At 59.1% G+C, this 15,391-nt stretch carries 13 protein-coding genes; 6 read left to right on the top strand and 7 right to left on the bottom strand.

The window, feature by feature from the left end; all coding sequences use genetic code 11:
- Positions 1-48 precede the first annotated feature (48 nt).
- Positions 49-807 (top strand): SDR family oxidoreductase, encoded by a 759-nt coding sequence (locus tag ACP7B0_RS06590; protein WP_426140260.1) that lies wholly within the window; start codon positions 49-51, stop codon positions 805-807.
- Positions 808-907: 100 nt separating this feature from the next.
- On the opposite strand, the gene ACP7B0_RS06585 is transcribed toward ACP7B0_RS06590, so the two are convergent.
- Positions 908-1,915 (bottom strand): DUF481 domain-containing protein, encoded by a 1,008-nt coding sequence (locus ACP7B0_RS06585; RefSeq protein ID WP_426140258.1) that lies wholly within the window; start codon positions 1,913-1,915, stop codon positions 908-910.
- 161 nt (positions 1,916-2,076) lie between these two features.
- Between ACP7B0_RS06585 and ACP7B0_RS06580 the strand changes: the two genes are divergently transcribed.
- Both ACP7B0_RS06580 and ACP7B0_RS06575 read left to right on the top strand, forming a co-directional pair.
- Positions 2,077-2,445 (top strand): MGMT family protein, encoded by a 369-nt coding sequence (locus ACP7B0_RS06580; RefSeq protein ID WP_426140257.1) that lies wholly within the window; start codon positions 2,077-2,079, stop codon positions 2,443-2,445.
- A gap of 42 nt (positions 2,446-2,487) precedes the next feature.
- The gene (locus ACP7B0_RS06575; RefSeq protein ID WP_426140255.1) at positions 2,488-4,038 is read left to right on the top strand and encodes an AmpG family muropeptide MFS transporter; all 1,551 of its coding nucleotides are present in this window, start codon (positions 2,488-2,490) and stop codon (positions 4,036-4,038) included.
- 71 nt (positions 4,039-4,109) lie between these two features.
- On the opposite strand, the gene ACP7B0_RS06570 is transcribed toward ACP7B0_RS06575, so the two are convergent.
- Positions 4,110-4,952, bottom strand: a complete 843-nt coding sequence (locus ACP7B0_RS06570; protein ID WP_426140253.1) for a mechanosensitive ion channel family protein — start codon at positions 4,950-4,952, stop codon at positions 4,110-4,112.
- Positions 4,953-5,080: 128 nt separating this feature from the next.
- Positions 5,081-5,560 carry a YajQ family cyclic di-GMP-binding protein gene (locus ACP7B0_RS06565; protein ID WP_426140252.1) on the bottom strand — a complete coding sequence of 160 codons (480 nt, stop codon included), beginning with the start codon at positions 5,558-5,560 and terminating at the stop codon, positions 5,081-5,083.
- Between the two features lie 169 nt (positions 5,561-5,729).
- Between ACP7B0_RS06565 and ACP7B0_RS06560 the strand changes: the two genes are divergently transcribed.
- The 3 genes from ACP7B0_RS06560 (at position 5,730) to ACP7B0_RS06550 (ending at position 9,354) form a co-directional block, all read left to right on the top strand.
- The gene (locus ACP7B0_RS06560) at positions 5,730-6,650 is read left to right on the top strand and encodes a putative 2-dehydropantoate 2-reductase (protein ID WP_426140250.1); all 921 of its coding nucleotides are present in this window, start codon (positions 5,730-5,732) and stop codon (positions 6,648-6,650) included.
- A 66-nt stretch (positions 6,651-6,716) separates the two neighbouring features.
- Positions 6,717-8,753, top strand: a complete 2,037-nt coding sequence (locus ACP7B0_RS06555) for a sensor histidine kinase (RefSeq protein WP_426140249.1) — start codon at positions 6,717-6,719, stop codon at positions 8,751-8,753.
- A 13-nt stretch (positions 8,754-8,766) separates the two neighbouring features.
- Entirely contained in the window at positions 8,767-9,354 is a 588-nt protein-coding gene (locus tag ACP7B0_RS06550; protein WP_426140248.1) for a cob(I)yrinic acid a,c-diamide adenosyltransferase, read from the top strand.
- 166 nt (positions 9,355-9,520) lie between these two features.
- On the opposite strand, the gene ACP7B0_RS06545 is transcribed toward ACP7B0_RS06550, so the two are convergent.
- The 4 genes from ACP7B0_RS06545 to secA form a co-directional block, all read right to left on the bottom strand.
- Entirely contained in the window at positions 9,521-10,465 is a 945-nt protein-coding gene (locus ACP7B0_RS06545) for a Nudix family hydrolase (RefSeq protein WP_426140247.1), read from the bottom strand.
- Positions 10,462-11,094, bottom strand: coding sequence for a glutathione S-transferase family protein (locus tag ACP7B0_RS06540; RefSeq protein WP_426140246.1), 633 nt, complete (start codon positions 11,092-11,094; stop codon positions 10,462-10,464). Before ACP7B0_RS06540 ends, ACP7B0_RS06545 begins: the two co-directional genes overlap by 4 nt.
- Before the next feature lie 198 nt (positions 11,095-11,292).
- On the bottom strand, positions 11,293-12,510 hold the full coding sequence (gene argJ / locus ACP7B0_RS06535; RefSeq protein ID WP_426140245.1) for a bifunctional glutamate N-acetyltransferase/amino-acid acetyltransferase ArgJ: 1,218 nt from the start codon (positions 12,508-12,510) through the stop codon (positions 11,293-11,295).
- Between the two features lie 115 nt (positions 12,511-12,625).
- Positions 12,626-15,364, bottom strand: a complete 2,739-nt coding sequence (gene secA, locus ACP7B0_RS06530; RefSeq protein ID WP_426140244.1) for a preprotein translocase subunit SecA — start codon at positions 15,362-15,364, stop codon at positions 12,626-12,628.
- Positions 15,365-15,391 lie beyond the last annotated feature (27 nt).

Below are 15,391 nucleotides of genomic sequence, written 5' to 3'. Positions count from 1 at the left end.
GCATAAATGCCTGCAGGGATAACAATGACCTGCTAATTGGGCACGCGCATGCAATTGAAAGACAAGGTAATCATTATCACAGGCGGGTGCCAGGGTCTTGGCCGCGCCATGGCTGAATATCTGGCGGGCAAAGGCGCAAGGCTGGCGCTGGTGGATTTGAATCAGGAAAAACTCGATCAATCGGTCCAGGCCTGCGAGGCGCTGGGCGTTGAAGCGCGCGCCTATCTGTGCAACGTGGCCGATGAAGCTCAGGTCACGGACATGGTCGCCAACGTTGCCGAGGATTTCGGCGCGATTCATGGCTTGATCAATAATGCCGGAATTTTGCGCGATGGCCTGTTGCTCAAGGTCAAGGACGGCGAGATGACCAAGATGAGCCTTGCGCAGTGGCAGGCGGTCATCGACGTCAACCTGACCGGCGTTTTCCTGTGTACTCGCGAAGTGGCGGCAAAGATGGTGGAGCTGAAGAGCCAGGGCGCAATCATCAATATTTCTTCGATTTCCCGCGCGGGTAATGTAGGCCAGACCAACTACACCGCCGCCAAGGCGGGCGTGGCGGCTGCAACCGTGACCTGGGCCAAGGAACTGGCGCGCTATGGCATCCGCGTGGCGGGCATAGCGCCGGGCTTTATCGAAACCGAGATGACGGGCAGCATGAAGCCCGAAGCACTGGAGAAGATGACCTCCGCCATCCCGCTCAAGCGCATGGGCAAACCGGAAGAAATCGCCCACTCGGTGGCCTACATTCTGGAAAACGACTATTACAACGGACGAATTCTGGAGCTGGACGGCGGGTTGCGAATTTAGGAAAGGGTCAACGGTGAGTGTGTAAAAGCCGTTGAGCGAAGCGGTGTTTAAACGCCGCTTCGCCCACTGGGTGGCTTTTACGCAGACAGGCGAATCGGAATTACCAGGTCACACCAAATCCTGCGGTGTAACGGGTTTTGTCAAGATCGCCTTCGCTGGAACCGCTGATCACGTCTTTTTCGGCTTTCAGGTTAAGGGACGCCCAGTCGGTCACTTTATAGCGCAACCCGACTTCAGCCTCGAGACTGTAATCAGCCACATTACCGATTGGCTTGCCCAACTCGCCATTGGTGAAGAACTCAACCTTTTTGCCAATGAGGTAACGGTTGTAATCCCAGGTGCCGGCCACGGAATAGAAATTATCTTTCGAACCGTTGGAATATTCGAAGTCGGTGCGGTTGAGCAATGCGCCCAGCTTGAATGCACCCAGCTCGTTATCCCAGAACTGATAACCAGGACCGGTACCGACGGTGCGCTGACGAGAAAGGTCTTCGACTTTGTCGCGCTTATAGTTGACGCGGCCATCCCAGAACCAGTTCTCGGTCAGGAAGCGGTCGATGGAGTATTCGGCGCTCCAGTTATCGGTGGTCACCAATTCGTCGCTGCTTTCGCGGTTGTATTCGCCCTTGGCGTTGTGACGCCACTGACCATGACGCGCCGTGGTCTTGAACGCGACGTTGTAATCGTCGGTGTCGTTCTCTGCTCGCTCGAAGTCCAGGGCGGCGTCGATATTGCCCTTCCAGACCAGGTCGGTAACGATAGGCGTGGGCTTCATGATCTGCTGGATGCTGGCCAGCTCGACCGTTTTGGGTGCCTCGCCATTGAGCAGAGTCACCTTGCCATCGTCGGAAGCTTGCAGAGACTTGGCGACTTCACCCTGATACTGGTCTTGTTTGACCAGCAGCTTCTGGTCGCTTTCGAGGGTTTTGACCTCTTTCCAGTCCAGCGGGATAGCGCCGGCATACTTGGTTTCGATCAGCAGCTTGCCGCCGTCGAAGACCTTGATGGTACCGGTCAAACGGTCGCCGTTTTTCAACCAGACGGTATCAGCGAGCAAGGGCGTGGACGCGAAGGTCACAGCGAGGCACAGCAAAGTTCTGTTCAGCATAAGCAACGACAAGGCTCAGTTAGCGGAAAATCGGGCATCGTCCTGTGGACGACGTCAAGGCAATCGATCGGAGACCGCCGCGGGCGCAGACACAGACCACGGGAACACGGCGTAGTTCCGCAACTTGGCATTCCATAGCTCAGTACACAGGAAACGAACGCGTGGCCGAAAAACCCTCGGGAAACGACGATCCTTCAGGCCTCTCTGCGGCAGAGGTGCGACGCACGGCGCTGTACATTACCCTGAATCAGGTGCCAACAGGAACCGTTATCACTTACGGGCAGCTGGCGGACCTGGCTGGCCTTGGCCGTGCCGCACGCTGGGTCGGTCGCACTCTGAGCCAGTTGCCGGAAGGCAGTTCCCTGCCCTGGCACCGCGTGATCGCGGCCGGAGGTCGCCTGAGCTTGCCGGCGGGCAGCGTTTCAGGGGACGAACAGCGCGCCCGTCTACGCGCCGAAGGCATTACCGTTCAGAACAATCGGGTAGATATGCGGCGTCATGGCTGGCGTCCGATAGAGCACTGCGGTTAGAGTGCGCCCTTTGTTTTCGTAACCTGAGGCAGATTCCAGCCCATGCCCCGTAAAACCTGGCGCGCCGCGCTCGCCGCATATGCCAGCCCCTCGACATTAGTACTGCTGTTGCTCGGATTCGCTGCGGGCATGCCTTACATGCTGGTCTTCTCTACGTTATCGGTCTGGTTACGCGAGGCGGGTGTCGCTCGGGAAACCATCGGTTATGCAAGCCTCATCGGCCTGGCCTATGCCTTCAAGTGGGTGTGGTCGCCGCTGCTCGACCAATGGCGCCTGCCGCTGCTGGGCAAACTGGGGCGTCGCCGATCCTGGCTGGTGTTGTCGCAATCACTGGTCATACTCGGCCTGATCGGTATGGGTTTCTGCGATCCGCAACAGCATCTGTCGTGGCTGATCGCGATTGCCGTGGTCGTGGCTTTTTCTTCAGCGACTCAAGACATCGCCATCGATGCTTATCGCCTGGAAATCGCCAACGACACCCAACAGGCTGCGCTCGCCGCCAGCTATATGTCCGGCTACCGGGTCGCGGCGCTGCTCGCTACGGCGGGCGCGCTGTACTTCGCCGAAGGCTTCGGGTCCACCGGCTTTGCCTACAAACATTCGGCCTGGACCGGCACCTACGTGCTATTCGGCCTGCTGATGCTGCCTGCGCTGATCACCACGCTGGTGATGCGCGAGCCACCTGTGCCACTGCGCACGCAGCTATCGGCCGCCCGCTACGGCTTTACGCATCAGTTGGCCTCGGTCTTCGTGCTGATCATTTTGCTGGTGTCCGTGCCCGCGATGTTTACCCAGCTCTACAACACCGACTTTTCCAGCGTGTTGTTCAACGGCACGAGCTGGATGGACCTGCTGCTTGAGGATCGGGCCTTCCTGCGCTCTATCCTCTATATCATCCTGACGGCCGCCTGCCTTTCGTCATTCGGACGACGCGGGCTGGCACCGGTGCTGACCCCCATCAACGACTTCATCCTGCGCTATCGCTGGCAGGCTTTCCTGCTGCTGGGCCTTATCGCTACCTACCGCATGTCGGACACGGTCATGGGCGTCATGGCCAATGTGTTTTACATCGATCAGGGCTTTACCAAGGATCAGATCGCCAGCGTCAGCAAGATCTTTGGTCTGGTCATGACATTGCTGGGCGCGGGCTTTGGCGGGTTGTTGATCGTGCGTTTCGGCATCATGCCGATCCTGTTCATTGGTGGCGTGACGTCGGCCGCCACCAACCTGCTGTTTCTGATGCTCGCTGACATGGGCCCCAATCTGCAGATGCTGGTCCTGACCATCTCCATGGACAACTTCAGTGCCGGGCTGGCGACGTCGGCGTTCGTGGCCTATCTGTCGAGCCTGACCAACCTCAAATTCTCCGCGACGCAATATGCGCTGCTCAGCTCGATCATGCTGCTGCTGCCACGCTTGATTGGCGGGTATTCAGGGGTCATGGTGGAGAAGTTCGGTTATCACAACTTCTTCCTGATCACGGCGATGCTGGGCGTGCCCACGCTGCTCATGATCGTCTTGCAGTGGCGCAAGGAACCGGGGCAGACCAAGGAAGCGGAGACCGTAGAAGGGGCTGAAAAGCCTGAGATGTAGCGGCGGTTTATCAGCGAGACGGCTGGATACACCAGACGCCTCGGCGATAAATTCGCGCTACGTGACAAGCCTTACTGCGGCGTGGAATCCTGCACCACGCGAATCACTCGTTGCGGAAATGGAATGTCGATATTCGCGGCTTTCAACCGGTCGCGAGCTTCGGCGTTGAGCATGAACACGACGTCCCAGTAATCCGGCGTTTTCACCCAGATGCGCAGCGAAACGGTGATCGAGCTGTCACCCAGGGTGGAGACGACTGCAGCCGGAGCCGGATCAGCCAGTACTCGCGGGTCATTGGCCAGGTCCAGCAAAACCTGCTGCGCCGTTTTCAGATCAGCTTCGTAATCGACACCGACATCGAACACGACTTTGCGCGTCGGTTGGCGATTGGTGTTGGTGATGATGCCGTTGGACAGGTTGCCGTTGGGCAGGATCACCGTCTTGTTATCGCCCGTGCGCAAAATCGTGTGGAAGATCTGAATGCTGTCGACGGTACCGGCAACCCCTTGAGCTTCGATCCAATCACCGATGCGAAAAGGACGGAACAGCAGAATCAACACGCCACCGGCGAAGTTCGCCAGGCTACCTTGCAAGGCCAGGCCAATGGCCAGACCGGCAGCACCGATAGCGGCCACGAACGAAGTGGTTTCCACACCGATCATCGACGCGACGCTGACGATCAGGAGGATCTTCAGAATGATATTGGCCAGGTTGCTGACGAAACCCTGTAGCGCCAGATCCGCATTTCGCAAGGCCAGCAAAGCGCCCACTTTGACCGTCAACCGGTTAATCAGCCACCACCCGATGGTCAGCGTAACCAAGGCCAGTAGCACACGGCTGCCGTATTCCATGATCATCGGAATCCACGCTTCGGAGGCTTTGACCAAATGGTCGACTTCTGCATTTAAATCCATCAATGACTCCTTGCTTGCCGCAAAAAAACGGCTGAGCCCCGGGCTCATGGCCTCGTTGCTCGAGCCGTTTGCTCAGGCCTCGGACGCTTGAACAGGACGTAGGTTCCCGCAAACCCGAGGCATGAAGATCAATCCCGAAAGTTGTTGAACTGCAGCGGCATGCCGAATTCGTGGCCGCGCAGCACTGCCATGGCTTCCTGCAAGTCGTCACGTTTCTTGCCGGTGACACGCACTTGCTCGCCCTGAATGGCCGCCTGAACCTTGAGCTTGGCTTCCTTGATGTGGGCGACGATTTTCTTCGCCAGCTCTTTATCAATGCCTTCCTTGAGCACGGCTTCCTGCTTCATCAGCTTGCCGGACGGGTAGGCATCCTTGACTTCAAGGCACTTGACGTCGATCTTGCGCTTGGCCAGGCACAGCTTGAGGATTTCGATCATCGCTTCAAGCTGGAAGTCCGCTTCGGCGGTGAGGTTGACGGTCAGTTCCTTGAACTCGAATTCACCTTTGCCTTTCAAATCGTAGCGACGGTCCAGCTCTTTGATGGCGTTGTCGACGGCATTAGTGACTTCGTGTTTATCCAGTTCGGACACTACGTCGAACGAGGGCATGTAATTTCTCCAGGTGAGGGCGCGGTTCGATGAATCGAGCACGCGTGGCTTGACGTGATAAAAGCGGGCTCATTATAACGGGACTTTCCCGCGTTCACTGCGAGCCTTCCATGTCGACTGCCGTTTTTCCTCTGTTGCTCCGCTTCATTTCCGCTTCAGTGGCTGTCTGATGCCTGTCACATGGCATGTTCTCGGCGCGGGCAGCCTCGGCAGTTTATGGGCGGCAAGGCTGGCGCGGGCCGGTTTGCCGGTCAGACTCATTCTGCGTGATGCCCCCCGACTGGCGGCTTATGAGACCAACGGCGCAGCCATCACACTGGTGGAGCACGGCGTCGAACAACGTGTGCCGGTCAGCGCGCAGGTCGCTGACGATATTGAACCGATCAAGCGTCTGCTGGTGGCCTGCAAGGCCTATGACGCCGAGCAAGCGGTCGCGAATCTGTTGCCCCGCCTGAGCGCGGATGCGGAGCTGATCCTGCTGCAGAACGGGCTGGGCAGCCAGGACGCCGTGGCCGCACGGGCGCCCCAGGCCCGCTGCACCTTCGCCTCCAGCACCGAAGGCGCGTTTCGTGAGCAGGACTGGCGTGTCGTCTTCGCTGGCCATGGATTCACCTGGCTGGGCGATCCGCGCAACCCAATGCCACCCTCCTGGCTGCCAGACCTGCACGCCAGCGGCATACCTCATCAATGGACGCCCGACATCCTCACCCGCCTGTGGCGCAAACTGGCACTCAATTGCGCGATAAACCCGCTGACGGTGCTGCATGACTGCCGCAACGGCGGGCTGCAGCAACATCCCTGCGAAGTGGCAACCCTATGCAGCGAATTGGGTGAACTGCTCACGTGCTGCGGCCAGCCTGAAGCCGCGCTGGAGTTGCACAGCGAGGTCGAACGCGTGATTCAGGCCACCGCCGCCAACTATTCGTCGATGCATCAGGACGTGTCCCAGGGAAGACGCACCGAGATCAGCTACCTGCTCGGTTACGCCTGTGCCGCTGCGCAGCGCCATCGCTGCGCAGTGCCGCATTTGATCCAGTTGCAGAAACGGCTGGTTGAGCATCTGGTCGCTCAAGGCTTGCGCATCGACTAGGTCAGGGTTTGCAATGGCAGAGCGCCGCGCTACCCTGCCCTTTCCTCATAGCCTGTGATTCGCCCCATGCCATTGCGCCAGCGTCTGGAAAATCTACCGGTAGGCCAAAAAATCCTGGCGGCCTTGTTGGTCTTGCTGACCACCGTGCTATTGGTCGCCAACATGACATTCATCGGCGCGGCCTATTACATTTCTCAGGAAGCCATGGCGCCGCAAGCGCTGCAAACCATCGGCCGATTGATCAGCAACCCGAACCTGGCAGAACAATCCCTCAACTCGCCCCGCGAAGCACACGCCTTGCTCCGGGAGCTGAGAAATTACGGTCCATTGCGCGCGGCGGCGCTTTACGACAACAACGGCGAGCGCCTGGGCCAATTGCAGCAAGGCGACGGCCTCAAACTGCCCGAGCGCTTCACTCACGTAGAAACCTGGCGCTTGACCGAGTTTCGCAGCACGCAGGTCATCCCCGTACCCAAGACCGGCCAGGCCCCCGGGCATTTGTTGCTGGTGGCCAGCAGCGAACTGCCCCCGGCGTTCTACACCGGCACGCTGACGGCCAGCCTTGGCATCCTGGTATTCAGCATATTTTTATGGCTGGTCATTGCCCGGCAGATCCGCCGCCTGATCACCGAGCCGATTTACCAGCTTGAAGAGTTGTCGCGGCAGGTCACGCGGCAGGAGAACTACGCGCTGCGGGCAGCGCCGGGCAACCAGGACGAAATCGGCAGCCTGGCCGAAGCGTTCAATACCATGCTGTCGCGCATCGAAGCTCGCGAACAGCAGCTCAAGCGGGCCCGGGACGACTCTCAGGAAGCCTACGACCAGGCGCAAGGGCTGGCCGAAGAAACCCGCCACACCAATCGCAAGCTGGAACTTGAAGTGCAGGTGCGCAGCAAGATCGAGAAGAAACTCACCGGCTTTCAGAACTACCTCAACAGCATTATCGACTCCATGCCCTCCGCGCTGATCGCTCTGGACGAACAACTGTACGTCACCCAGTGGAATCAGGAAGCCAGCGCGTTGTCGGGTACACCCCTGGACGAAGCGCTGAACCAGCCGATTTTCCTCGCCTTCGCGCCCATGAAAGCCTTTCTGCCGCAGCTCAAGCTCACCGTGGAACGGCACAGCGTTACCAAGATCGAGCGGGTGACCTGGATCAAGGACGAGGAACGGCGGCACTACGCCCTGACGTTTTACCCGCTGACCGGCGGCGCGGGCCGTGGCGTGGTGATACGCATCGACGACATCACCCAGCGTCTGTCCCTGGAGGAAATGATGGTGCAGTCCGAGAAGATGCTGTCCGTGGGCGGTCTCGCGGCGGGCATGGCCCATGAAATCAACAATCCATTGGGTGCGATCCTGCACAACGTGCAGAACATTCGTCGGCGTCTTTCCCCGGACCTGCCGAAAAACATCGAACAGGCCGAAGCCGATGGCATCGCTCTGGACAAGGTCAATCGCTACCTCACCAGCCGGGAGGTGCCGCAACTGTTGGACGGCATACAGCAGGCCGGCGCCCGGGCGGCAAAGATCGTCAGTCATATGCTCAGTTTCAGCCGCCTCAGCAACCGCCAGATGATCCCTTGCGAATTACCGGCGCTGATTGATCAAGCATTGGAAATCGCCAGCAACGACTTTGACCTGACCATCGGTTTCGATTTCAAAGGCCAGGCGATCATCCGCCAGTTCGACCCTCAACTGGGACCCGTGCCTGCCATTCCCAATGAACTGGAACAAGTCCTGCTCAACCTGCTCAAGAACGCCGCGCAGGCCATTCATCAACGGCCGGACGACACCGAGCCGGGCCGAATTACCCTGCGCACCCGACTCAATCCGCCCTGGGCAGAAATCCAGGTGGAAGACAACGGCATCGGCATGTCCGAAAACGTACGCAAGCGGACTTTCGAACCGTTTTTCACCACCAAGGAAATCGGACAGGGCACTGGACTTGGGCTGTCGGTGTCCTATTTCATCATCACCAATAACCACAAAGGCCAGATGGAGGTGCAATCCTCTGTCGGCCTGGGCACGTGCTTTACCTTACGACTGCCCTTGGCGGGCAGTCAGGTCAACGTGCCGGAAGCGGTGATTTCACCGTTATGAAGGAGTAGTAACAATGGGCTTTCGATTGTCGAAAATTTACACACGCACCGGCGACACCGGCGAAACCGGGCTGGGCGACGGGCGACGCGTGTCGAAGGATCATCCACGGGTCGAAGCCATCGGTGAGGTCGACACGCTCAACAGCCAGTTGGGACTGTTGCTGGCCGGGCTTGTGGACCAAGCAGTGGCGAATCCCGGCCTGAATGAAGTGATCGAAGTTCTGACACCCTGCCAGCACCGCCTGTTCGACCTCGGCGGTGAATTGGCCATGCCGACTTACCAGGCGCTGAATCAGGCGGAAATCGACAGACTGGAAGCCGCCATCGACCTGTGGAACGACGAACTCGGCGCCCTGGAAAACTTCATCCTGCCCGGTGGCTCGACACTGATCGCCCAAGCCCACGTTTGCCGCAGCCTGGCGCGCAGCGCGGAGCGGCGCTGTCAGCACCTCAATGCCGTAGAACCCTTGGCCGGGTTCGGACTGGCCTACATCAATCGCCTGTCGGACCTGCTGTTTGTCTCGGCGCGGATGATTGCCCGCCGGCAAGGAATTGCTGAAATATTGTGGGAAGCGGCCAGGAAGCCTGAATCCGCCCTTTGACTCTGACCTGTGAACTGCACTCAGTTCGCCCCGTGGGACCGGCTTTAGCCGGGAAGAGGCCGGGACATACGAAGCATCCGCGTCGATGGCCACACCGCCTTCCCGGCTAAAGCCGGTCCCACGGGAGTAGTTCCTGCGGGAAAACCTGAAAGTGGGCTATCGCCCTTTACGCATCAGGCCAAAACGCCCTGATTCCGGCCACGCCCTGGGCACCGTTCTCCCAGGCACGTTGCCGCTCATTGGGGCCAACGCCACCTAACAGGTAAACCGGTTTGCTGAACCCTGCAATCAACTGGCTGGCCTGCTCCCAGCCCAATGGCTGGGCATCGGGGTGCGTCTGAGTGGGCTGAACCGGTGACAACGTCACGAAGTCCACATCCATCTGCTCGGCCAGGCTCAGCTCTTCCGCGTTGTGGCAGGACGCGGCCAGCCAGCGCTCTTTCGGGAAAGGACGACCACGACTGGCCAGCTTGCGCAACTGCGCCGACGTCAGGTGCCAGCCCGCCGCGGGAAAGTCACCCAGCCACTCCAGCGGCCCTTTAAGCATCAATTGCGCCTTGCCGGCACACAAACCCACTGCATCCACCGCCATGTCGCGGTATTGCGGGTCATAGCCGCCCGGTGCGCGCAGCTGAACAAGCCTGGTGCCTCCGGCGATGGCCGTGCGCAGGCCGCGCAGCAACTGCGGGGTGTCCAGGTCGCCCGGCGTGATCAAGTATTCCCCCGGCAGCCGTGCGGCAGCGACGATCGGTTGATTGGCCGCCGGAAAGTCATAATCGGCCAGTTCGCGACTCGTGACCCAGGCCAAGGGTTGCCCTTCGACACCATGGGGTTCGCCACTGAATGCGGACACTTCCCACACATCCAGAAGTATCTGCTTGTCCGGGTAATCGTGCTGAATCTTGATCAGCGGGCGGGCCTGAGTCACAACGATGTTCAGCTCTTCCAGCAGTTCGCGGGCCAGGGCTGCTTCAACGGTTTCATGGGGTTCGACCTTGCCACCGGGAAACTCCCACAAACCACCTTGATGCTGGGTGTCAGCGCGCCGCGCAATAAGAATCTTGCCGTCCGAGCCACGAATGACCGCTGCGGCGACATGGATACGTTTCATTCCGGGAATTCCTCCAGTGCGGCCTGTTGCCAGCGCTGGAAAACCGGCCATTGGTAAAGGGTATCGACGTAGGCCTGGGCTTCTGGCGGCAACTGCACCTGATAAGTACGCATGCGAACTGCCACGGGGGCAAAGAACGCGTCGGCGGCGCTGGCCTGTCCGAACAGGTAAGGCCCGCTCTGGACGGCGGCAGCGCGGCACTCGGCCCACAGCGCACACATGCGCTCGATATCGGCCTGGGCTTCGACCGAGATGACTTCCAGCGCTTCGTTGTGACGCAAGTCCATGGGCATGGTCGAACGCAGCGCCAGGAAACCGCTGTGCATTTGCGCACAGGCCGAACGCGCCTGGGCACGGGCAGCGATGTCAGCAGGCCACAGGCCAGCGTCCGGAAATTGTTCAGCGAGGTATTCGATAATCGCCAGAGAATCCGCGATCGAGCCGTGCCCGGTTTTCAGGATCGGCACTTTGCCCGTAGGCGAATGCTCGAGGATGAGTTGTCGGGTATTGGGCTGGTTGAGTCTGATGACCTGCTCGGTGTAGGGCGCGCCGGTCATGTACAGCGCCAACGCAGGCCGCAGGGACCAGGAGGAAAAGCGTTTGTCGCCGATGATCAGGTGCAGAGTCATGTCAGTGTCCTCTGGAAAGGGAGCGATCTGAAGAGGGCTCCTGTGGGCAATCTAGCGGTCGTCGTGCAAACGCGAGACAGTGGGACCGGATTCATCCGCGAAAACGGCAGTCCTGACTACGGAAAATCAGAGAATGTACCGCCGTTTTCGCGAATGAATTCGCTCCCACACTTCGTCCCCACAGGTGCGGCTGTCAGATCAAGTGCGGTATTCCGCGTTGATCTTCACGTACTCGTGGGACAGGTCAGTGGTCCAGATGGTTTCGCTGCACTGGCCGCGGCCCAGCTCGATGCGGATGGTGATTTCGGCTTCTGCCATCACTGCAGAGCCCTGCTCCTCAGTGTAGGTGGTGGCGCGGCAGCCTTTGCTGGCGATGCATACAGAACCGAGGAACACGTCGATCTTGCTCACATCCAGATCCGGCACGCCAGCACGGCCCACAGCCGCCAGAATGCGACCCCAGTTCGGGTCGGAGGCGAACAGCGCGGTTTTGATCAGCGGCGAATGCGCCACCGCGTAGCCCACGTCCAGACACTCTTGATGATTGCCGCCGCCGTTGACTTCAACGGTCACGAACTTGGTGGCGCCTTCGCCGTCACGCACGATGGCCTGAGCGACTTCCATGCACACGTCGAACACGGCTTTTTTCAACGCCTCGAACAGCGGGCCTTTGGCTTCTGTCACCTGGGGCAGATCAGCCTGACCGGTGGCAATCAACATGCAGCAGTCATTGGTGGACGTATCGCCATCAATGGTGATGCGGTTGAACGACTTGTTGGCACCGTCGCGAATCAAGTCCTGCAGCACGTCCTGAGCAACCTTGGCGTCTGTGGCGATATAACCGAGCATGGTCGCCATGTTCGGCCGAATCATCCCCGCGCCCTTGCTGATGCCGGTCACGGTAACGGTCACACCGTCGATCTGGAACTGGCGACTCGCGCCTTTAGGGAGCGTGTCGGTCGTCATGATCCCCGTGGCCGCCGCGGCCCAGTTATCCACAGACAGGTCATCAAGGGCAGCTTGCAAGGCGCCTTCGATTTTTTCCACAGGCAACGGCTCACCGATGACACCGGTAGAAAAAGGCAGCACGGCGCTGGCATCGACACCGGTCAACTCTGCCAGCTTTGCACAGGTGCGGGCGGCATTGACCAGACCCGGCTCACCGGTGCCTGCGTTGGCGTTACCGGTGTTGGTCAACAGGTAGCGCACGACGCCCTGAGCGCGCTGTTTGGCAAGGATGACCGGCGCGGCGCAAAACGCATTGAGGGTAAAAACCCCTGCGACGCTGGAGCCTTCGGCACAGCGCATGACCACCACATCCTTGCGCCCTGGGCGCTTGATGCCGGCAGAGGAAATACCCAGTTCAAAACCGGGAACCGGGTGCAATGTCGGCAAAGGACCAAGACCAACAGCCATTAGGTGCGCTCCTTGAAAGATGACTACGCCGCCCGCATCGGTACGGCAAACGATTGAAAACGCCGCGACGGCTGAGCCGGTCGCGGCGTTGATAGTACGGTTTAGATCACTGGAATCAGTTGATCTGGCCGTGACAATGCTTGTACTTCTTGCCCGAACCACACCAGCACAACTCGTTACGACCCTGCTTCTGATCGTTGCGAACCGGGACCGGGGCAACAGCCACATCGGCGCCCTCTTCGACCAGTACTTGCGGTTGATCCAGACCCGGCGCTTCGGCGTGCTCAAACTGCATGCGTTGCGCCAGTTCCTCGGCATCGCGACGCAGGCGGGCCTCTTCTTCTTCCGGATCTTCGCGGCGAACCTGAACGTGGGACAGCACACGGATCGTGTCCCGCTTGATCGAGTCCAGCAGTTCCTGGAACAGGGCAAACGACTCGCGCTTGTATTCCTGCTTCGGGTTCTTCTGGGCGTAACCGCGCAAGTGAATGCCGTGACGCAAGTGGTCCATGGTCGACAGATGGTCTTTCCACAAGTCGTCGATGACGCGCAGCAGGATCTGTTTCTCGAAGGTGCGCAGCGCGTCGGCGCTGGCTTGCTCTTCCTTCTCGTTGTAAGCGGCGAGCAATTCAATCAGCAGCTTCTCGCGCAGTGTTTCTTCGTGCAGGTGATCGTCTTCGTCCAGCCATTGCTGAATCGGCAGCTTCACGCCGAAGTCATTTTCCAGCGAGGCTTCCAGACCCGGGACATCCCACTGCTCCGGCATGGACTGAGGCGGAATGTGCTGGCTGATCAAACCGTTGAGCACGTCCTGCCGGAAGTCAGCGATGGTCTCACCAATGTTCGTTGCAGCCAGCAGGCTGTTGCGCATGTGGTAGATCACTTTACGCTGCTCGTTGGAGACGTCGTCGAACTCGAGCAATTGCTTACGAATATCGAAGTTGCGACCTTCAACCTTGCGCTGTGCCTTTTCGATAGCGTTGGTCACCATGCGGTGCTCGATCGCTTCGCCGGACTGCATGCCCAGGGCCTTCATGAAGTTCTTCACCCGGTCCGAGGCGAAGATACGCATCAGGCTGTCTTCCAGAGACAGGTAGAAACGGCTGGAACCGGTGTCGCCCTGACGACCGGCACGACCACGTAGCTGGTTGTCGATACGGCGTGATTCGTGACGCTCGGAAGCAATCACGTGCAGACCGCCCGCTTCGATCACTTGCTGATGGCGCTTCTGCCAGTCGGCCTTGATCTGCGCGATCTGCTCAGGGCTTGGGTTGTCGAGCGCGGCGACTTCCACTTCCCAGTTACCGCCCAACAGAATGTCGGTACCACGACCGGCCATGTTGGTGGCGATGGTCAGCGCACCCGGACGACCGGCTTGCGCGATGATCTCGGCTTCCTTTTCGTGGAACTTGGCGTTGAGTACCTTGTGCTCGATACCTTCCTCATTGAGCAGACGCGACATGTGCTCGGAGGTTTCGATGGTCGCGGTACCCACAAGCACCGGACGATTCTCGGCCAGACAGGCTTTGATGTCGGTCACGATGGCCGCGTATTTCTCTTCGGCGGTCAGGTAAACCAGGTCGTTGAAGTCTTTACGTGCCAGCGGCTTGTTCGGTGGAATGACCACGACCGCCAGGGTGTAGATCTGGTGGAATTCGAACGCTTCGGTGTCCGCCGTACCGGTCATGCCGGACAACTTGTTATACAGACGGAAGTAGTTCTGGAACGTGGTCGATGCCAGGGTCTGGCTTTCGGCCTGAATGTTCAGGTTTTCCTTGGCTTCGATGGCCTGGTGCAGACCCTCGGACAAGCGACGACCCGGCATGGTACGACCGGTGTGCTCGTCGACCAGCAGAATCTGACCGTCCTGAACGATGTACTCCACATTGCGATGGAACAGCTTGTGGGCACGAAGACCGGCATAAACGTGGGTCAAAAGGCCCAGATTGTGCGCCGAGTACAGGCTCTCACCCACGGCCAGCAGCCCGACTTCGGTGAGCATTTCTTCGATGAACTGGTGACCGGCCTCGTTGAGCTCAACCTGCCGGCTTTTCTCGTCAATGCTGTAGTGGCCAGCCTTGGTGACTTCGCCTTCCACTTCCTCGATGTGTTGCTCGAGCTTGGGGATCAGACGGTTGATTTCGGTGTACAGCTTGGAGCTGTCTTCGGCCTGACCGGAAATGATCAGCGGCGTACGGGCTTCGTCGATGAGGATCGAGTCCACTTCGTCGATGACCGCAAAGTTGAGTTCGCGCTGAAACTTGTCTTCCATACTGAAAGCCATGTTGTCGCGCAGGTAATCAAAACCGAATTCGTTGTTGGTGCCGTACGTGATATCGGCCGCGTAAGCAGCGCGCTTCTCTTCAGGCGGCTGAAAAGGCGTGACGATGCCTACGCTCAGACCGAGGAATTCGTACAGCGGACGCATCCAGTTGGCATCGCGGCGTGCAAGGTAGTCGTTCACGGTAACAACGTGTACGCCCTTTCCGGACAGCGCATTGAGATAAACCGCCAGCGTACCCACCAGGGTCTTGCCTTCACCGGTACGCATTTCAGCAATCATGCCTTCGTGCAGGGTCATGCCTCCGATGAGCTGCACATCGAAGTGACGCATGCCCATGACACGCTTACCGGCTTCACGAGCAACCGCGAAAGCTTCAGGGAGGAGCTTATCGAGGGTCTCACCTTTGGCTAAGCGGGCCTTGAACTCTTCGGTCTTGGCACACAATTGCTCGTCCGAAAGGGCCACCATTTGCTCTTCGAAGGCATTGACGTGTTGAACCGTCTTGAGCATGCGCTTTACTTCACGCTCGTTCTTGCTTCCAAAAAGTTTCTTTAACAAAGGCGCAAACATATCGACAGGATCTTCCACACATAGGGA

This window comes from Pseudomonas sp. DWP3-1-2 (assembly GCF_049896285.1).
Taxonomy (GTDB): Bacteria; Pseudomonadota; Gammaproteobacteria; order Pseudomonadales; family Pseudomonadaceae; genus Aquipseudomonas.
Note: the sequence above shows the minus strand (reverse complement) of the source record. Positions and strands in the feature narration are given on the sequence as shown.

Bases quoted from the DNA above. Each gene is read 5' to 3' on its own strand.
- ACP7B0_RS06585 (WP_426140258.1), bottom strand. From the start codon at position 1,915: ATGCTGAACAGAACTTTGCTGTGCCTCGCTGTGACCTTCGCGTCCACG.
- ACP7B0_RS06560 (WP_426140250.1), top strand. From the start codon at position 5,730: ATGCCTGTCACATGGCATGTTCTCGGCGCGGGCAGCCTCGGCAGTTTA.
- ACP7B0_RS06555 (WP_426140249.1), top strand. From the start codon at position 6,717: ATGCCATTGCGCCAGCGTCTGGAAAATCTACCGGTAGGCCAAAAAATC.
- ACP7B0_RS06550 (WP_426140248.1), top strand. From the start codon at position 8,767: ATGGGCTTTCGATTGTCGAAAATTTACACACGCACCGGCGACACCGGC.
- secA (WP_426140244.1), bottom strand. From the start codon at position 15,364: ATGTTTGCGCCTTTGTTAAAGAAACTTTTTGGAAGCAAGAACGAGCGT.
- argJ (WP_426140245.1), bottom strand. From the start codon at position 12,510: ATGGCTGTTGGTCTTGGTCCTTTGCCGACATTGCACCCGGTTCCCGGT.
- ACP7B0_RS06540 (WP_426140246.1), bottom strand. From the start codon at position 11,094: ATGACTCTGCACCTGATCATCGGCGACAAACGCTTTTCCTCCTGGTCC.
- ACP7B0_RS06575 (WP_426140255.1), top strand. From the start codon at position 2,488: ATGCCCCGTAAAACCTGGCGCGCCGCGCTCGCCGCATATGCCAGCCCC.
- ACP7B0_RS06590 (WP_426140260.1), top strand. From the start codon at position 49: ATGCAATTGAAAGACAAGGTAATCATTATCACAGGCGGGTGCCAGGGT.
- ACP7B0_RS06565 (WP_426140252.1), bottom strand. From the start codon at position 5,560: ATGCCCTCGTTCGACGTAGTGTCCGAACTGGATAAACACGAAGTCACT.
- ACP7B0_RS06570 (WP_426140253.1), bottom strand. From the start codon at position 4,952: ATGGATTTAAATGCAGAAGTCGACCATTTGGTCAAAGCCTCCGAAGCG.
- ACP7B0_RS06545 (WP_426140247.1), bottom strand. From the start codon at position 10,465: ATGAAACGTATCCATGTCGCCGCAGCGGTCATTCGTGGCTCGGACGGC.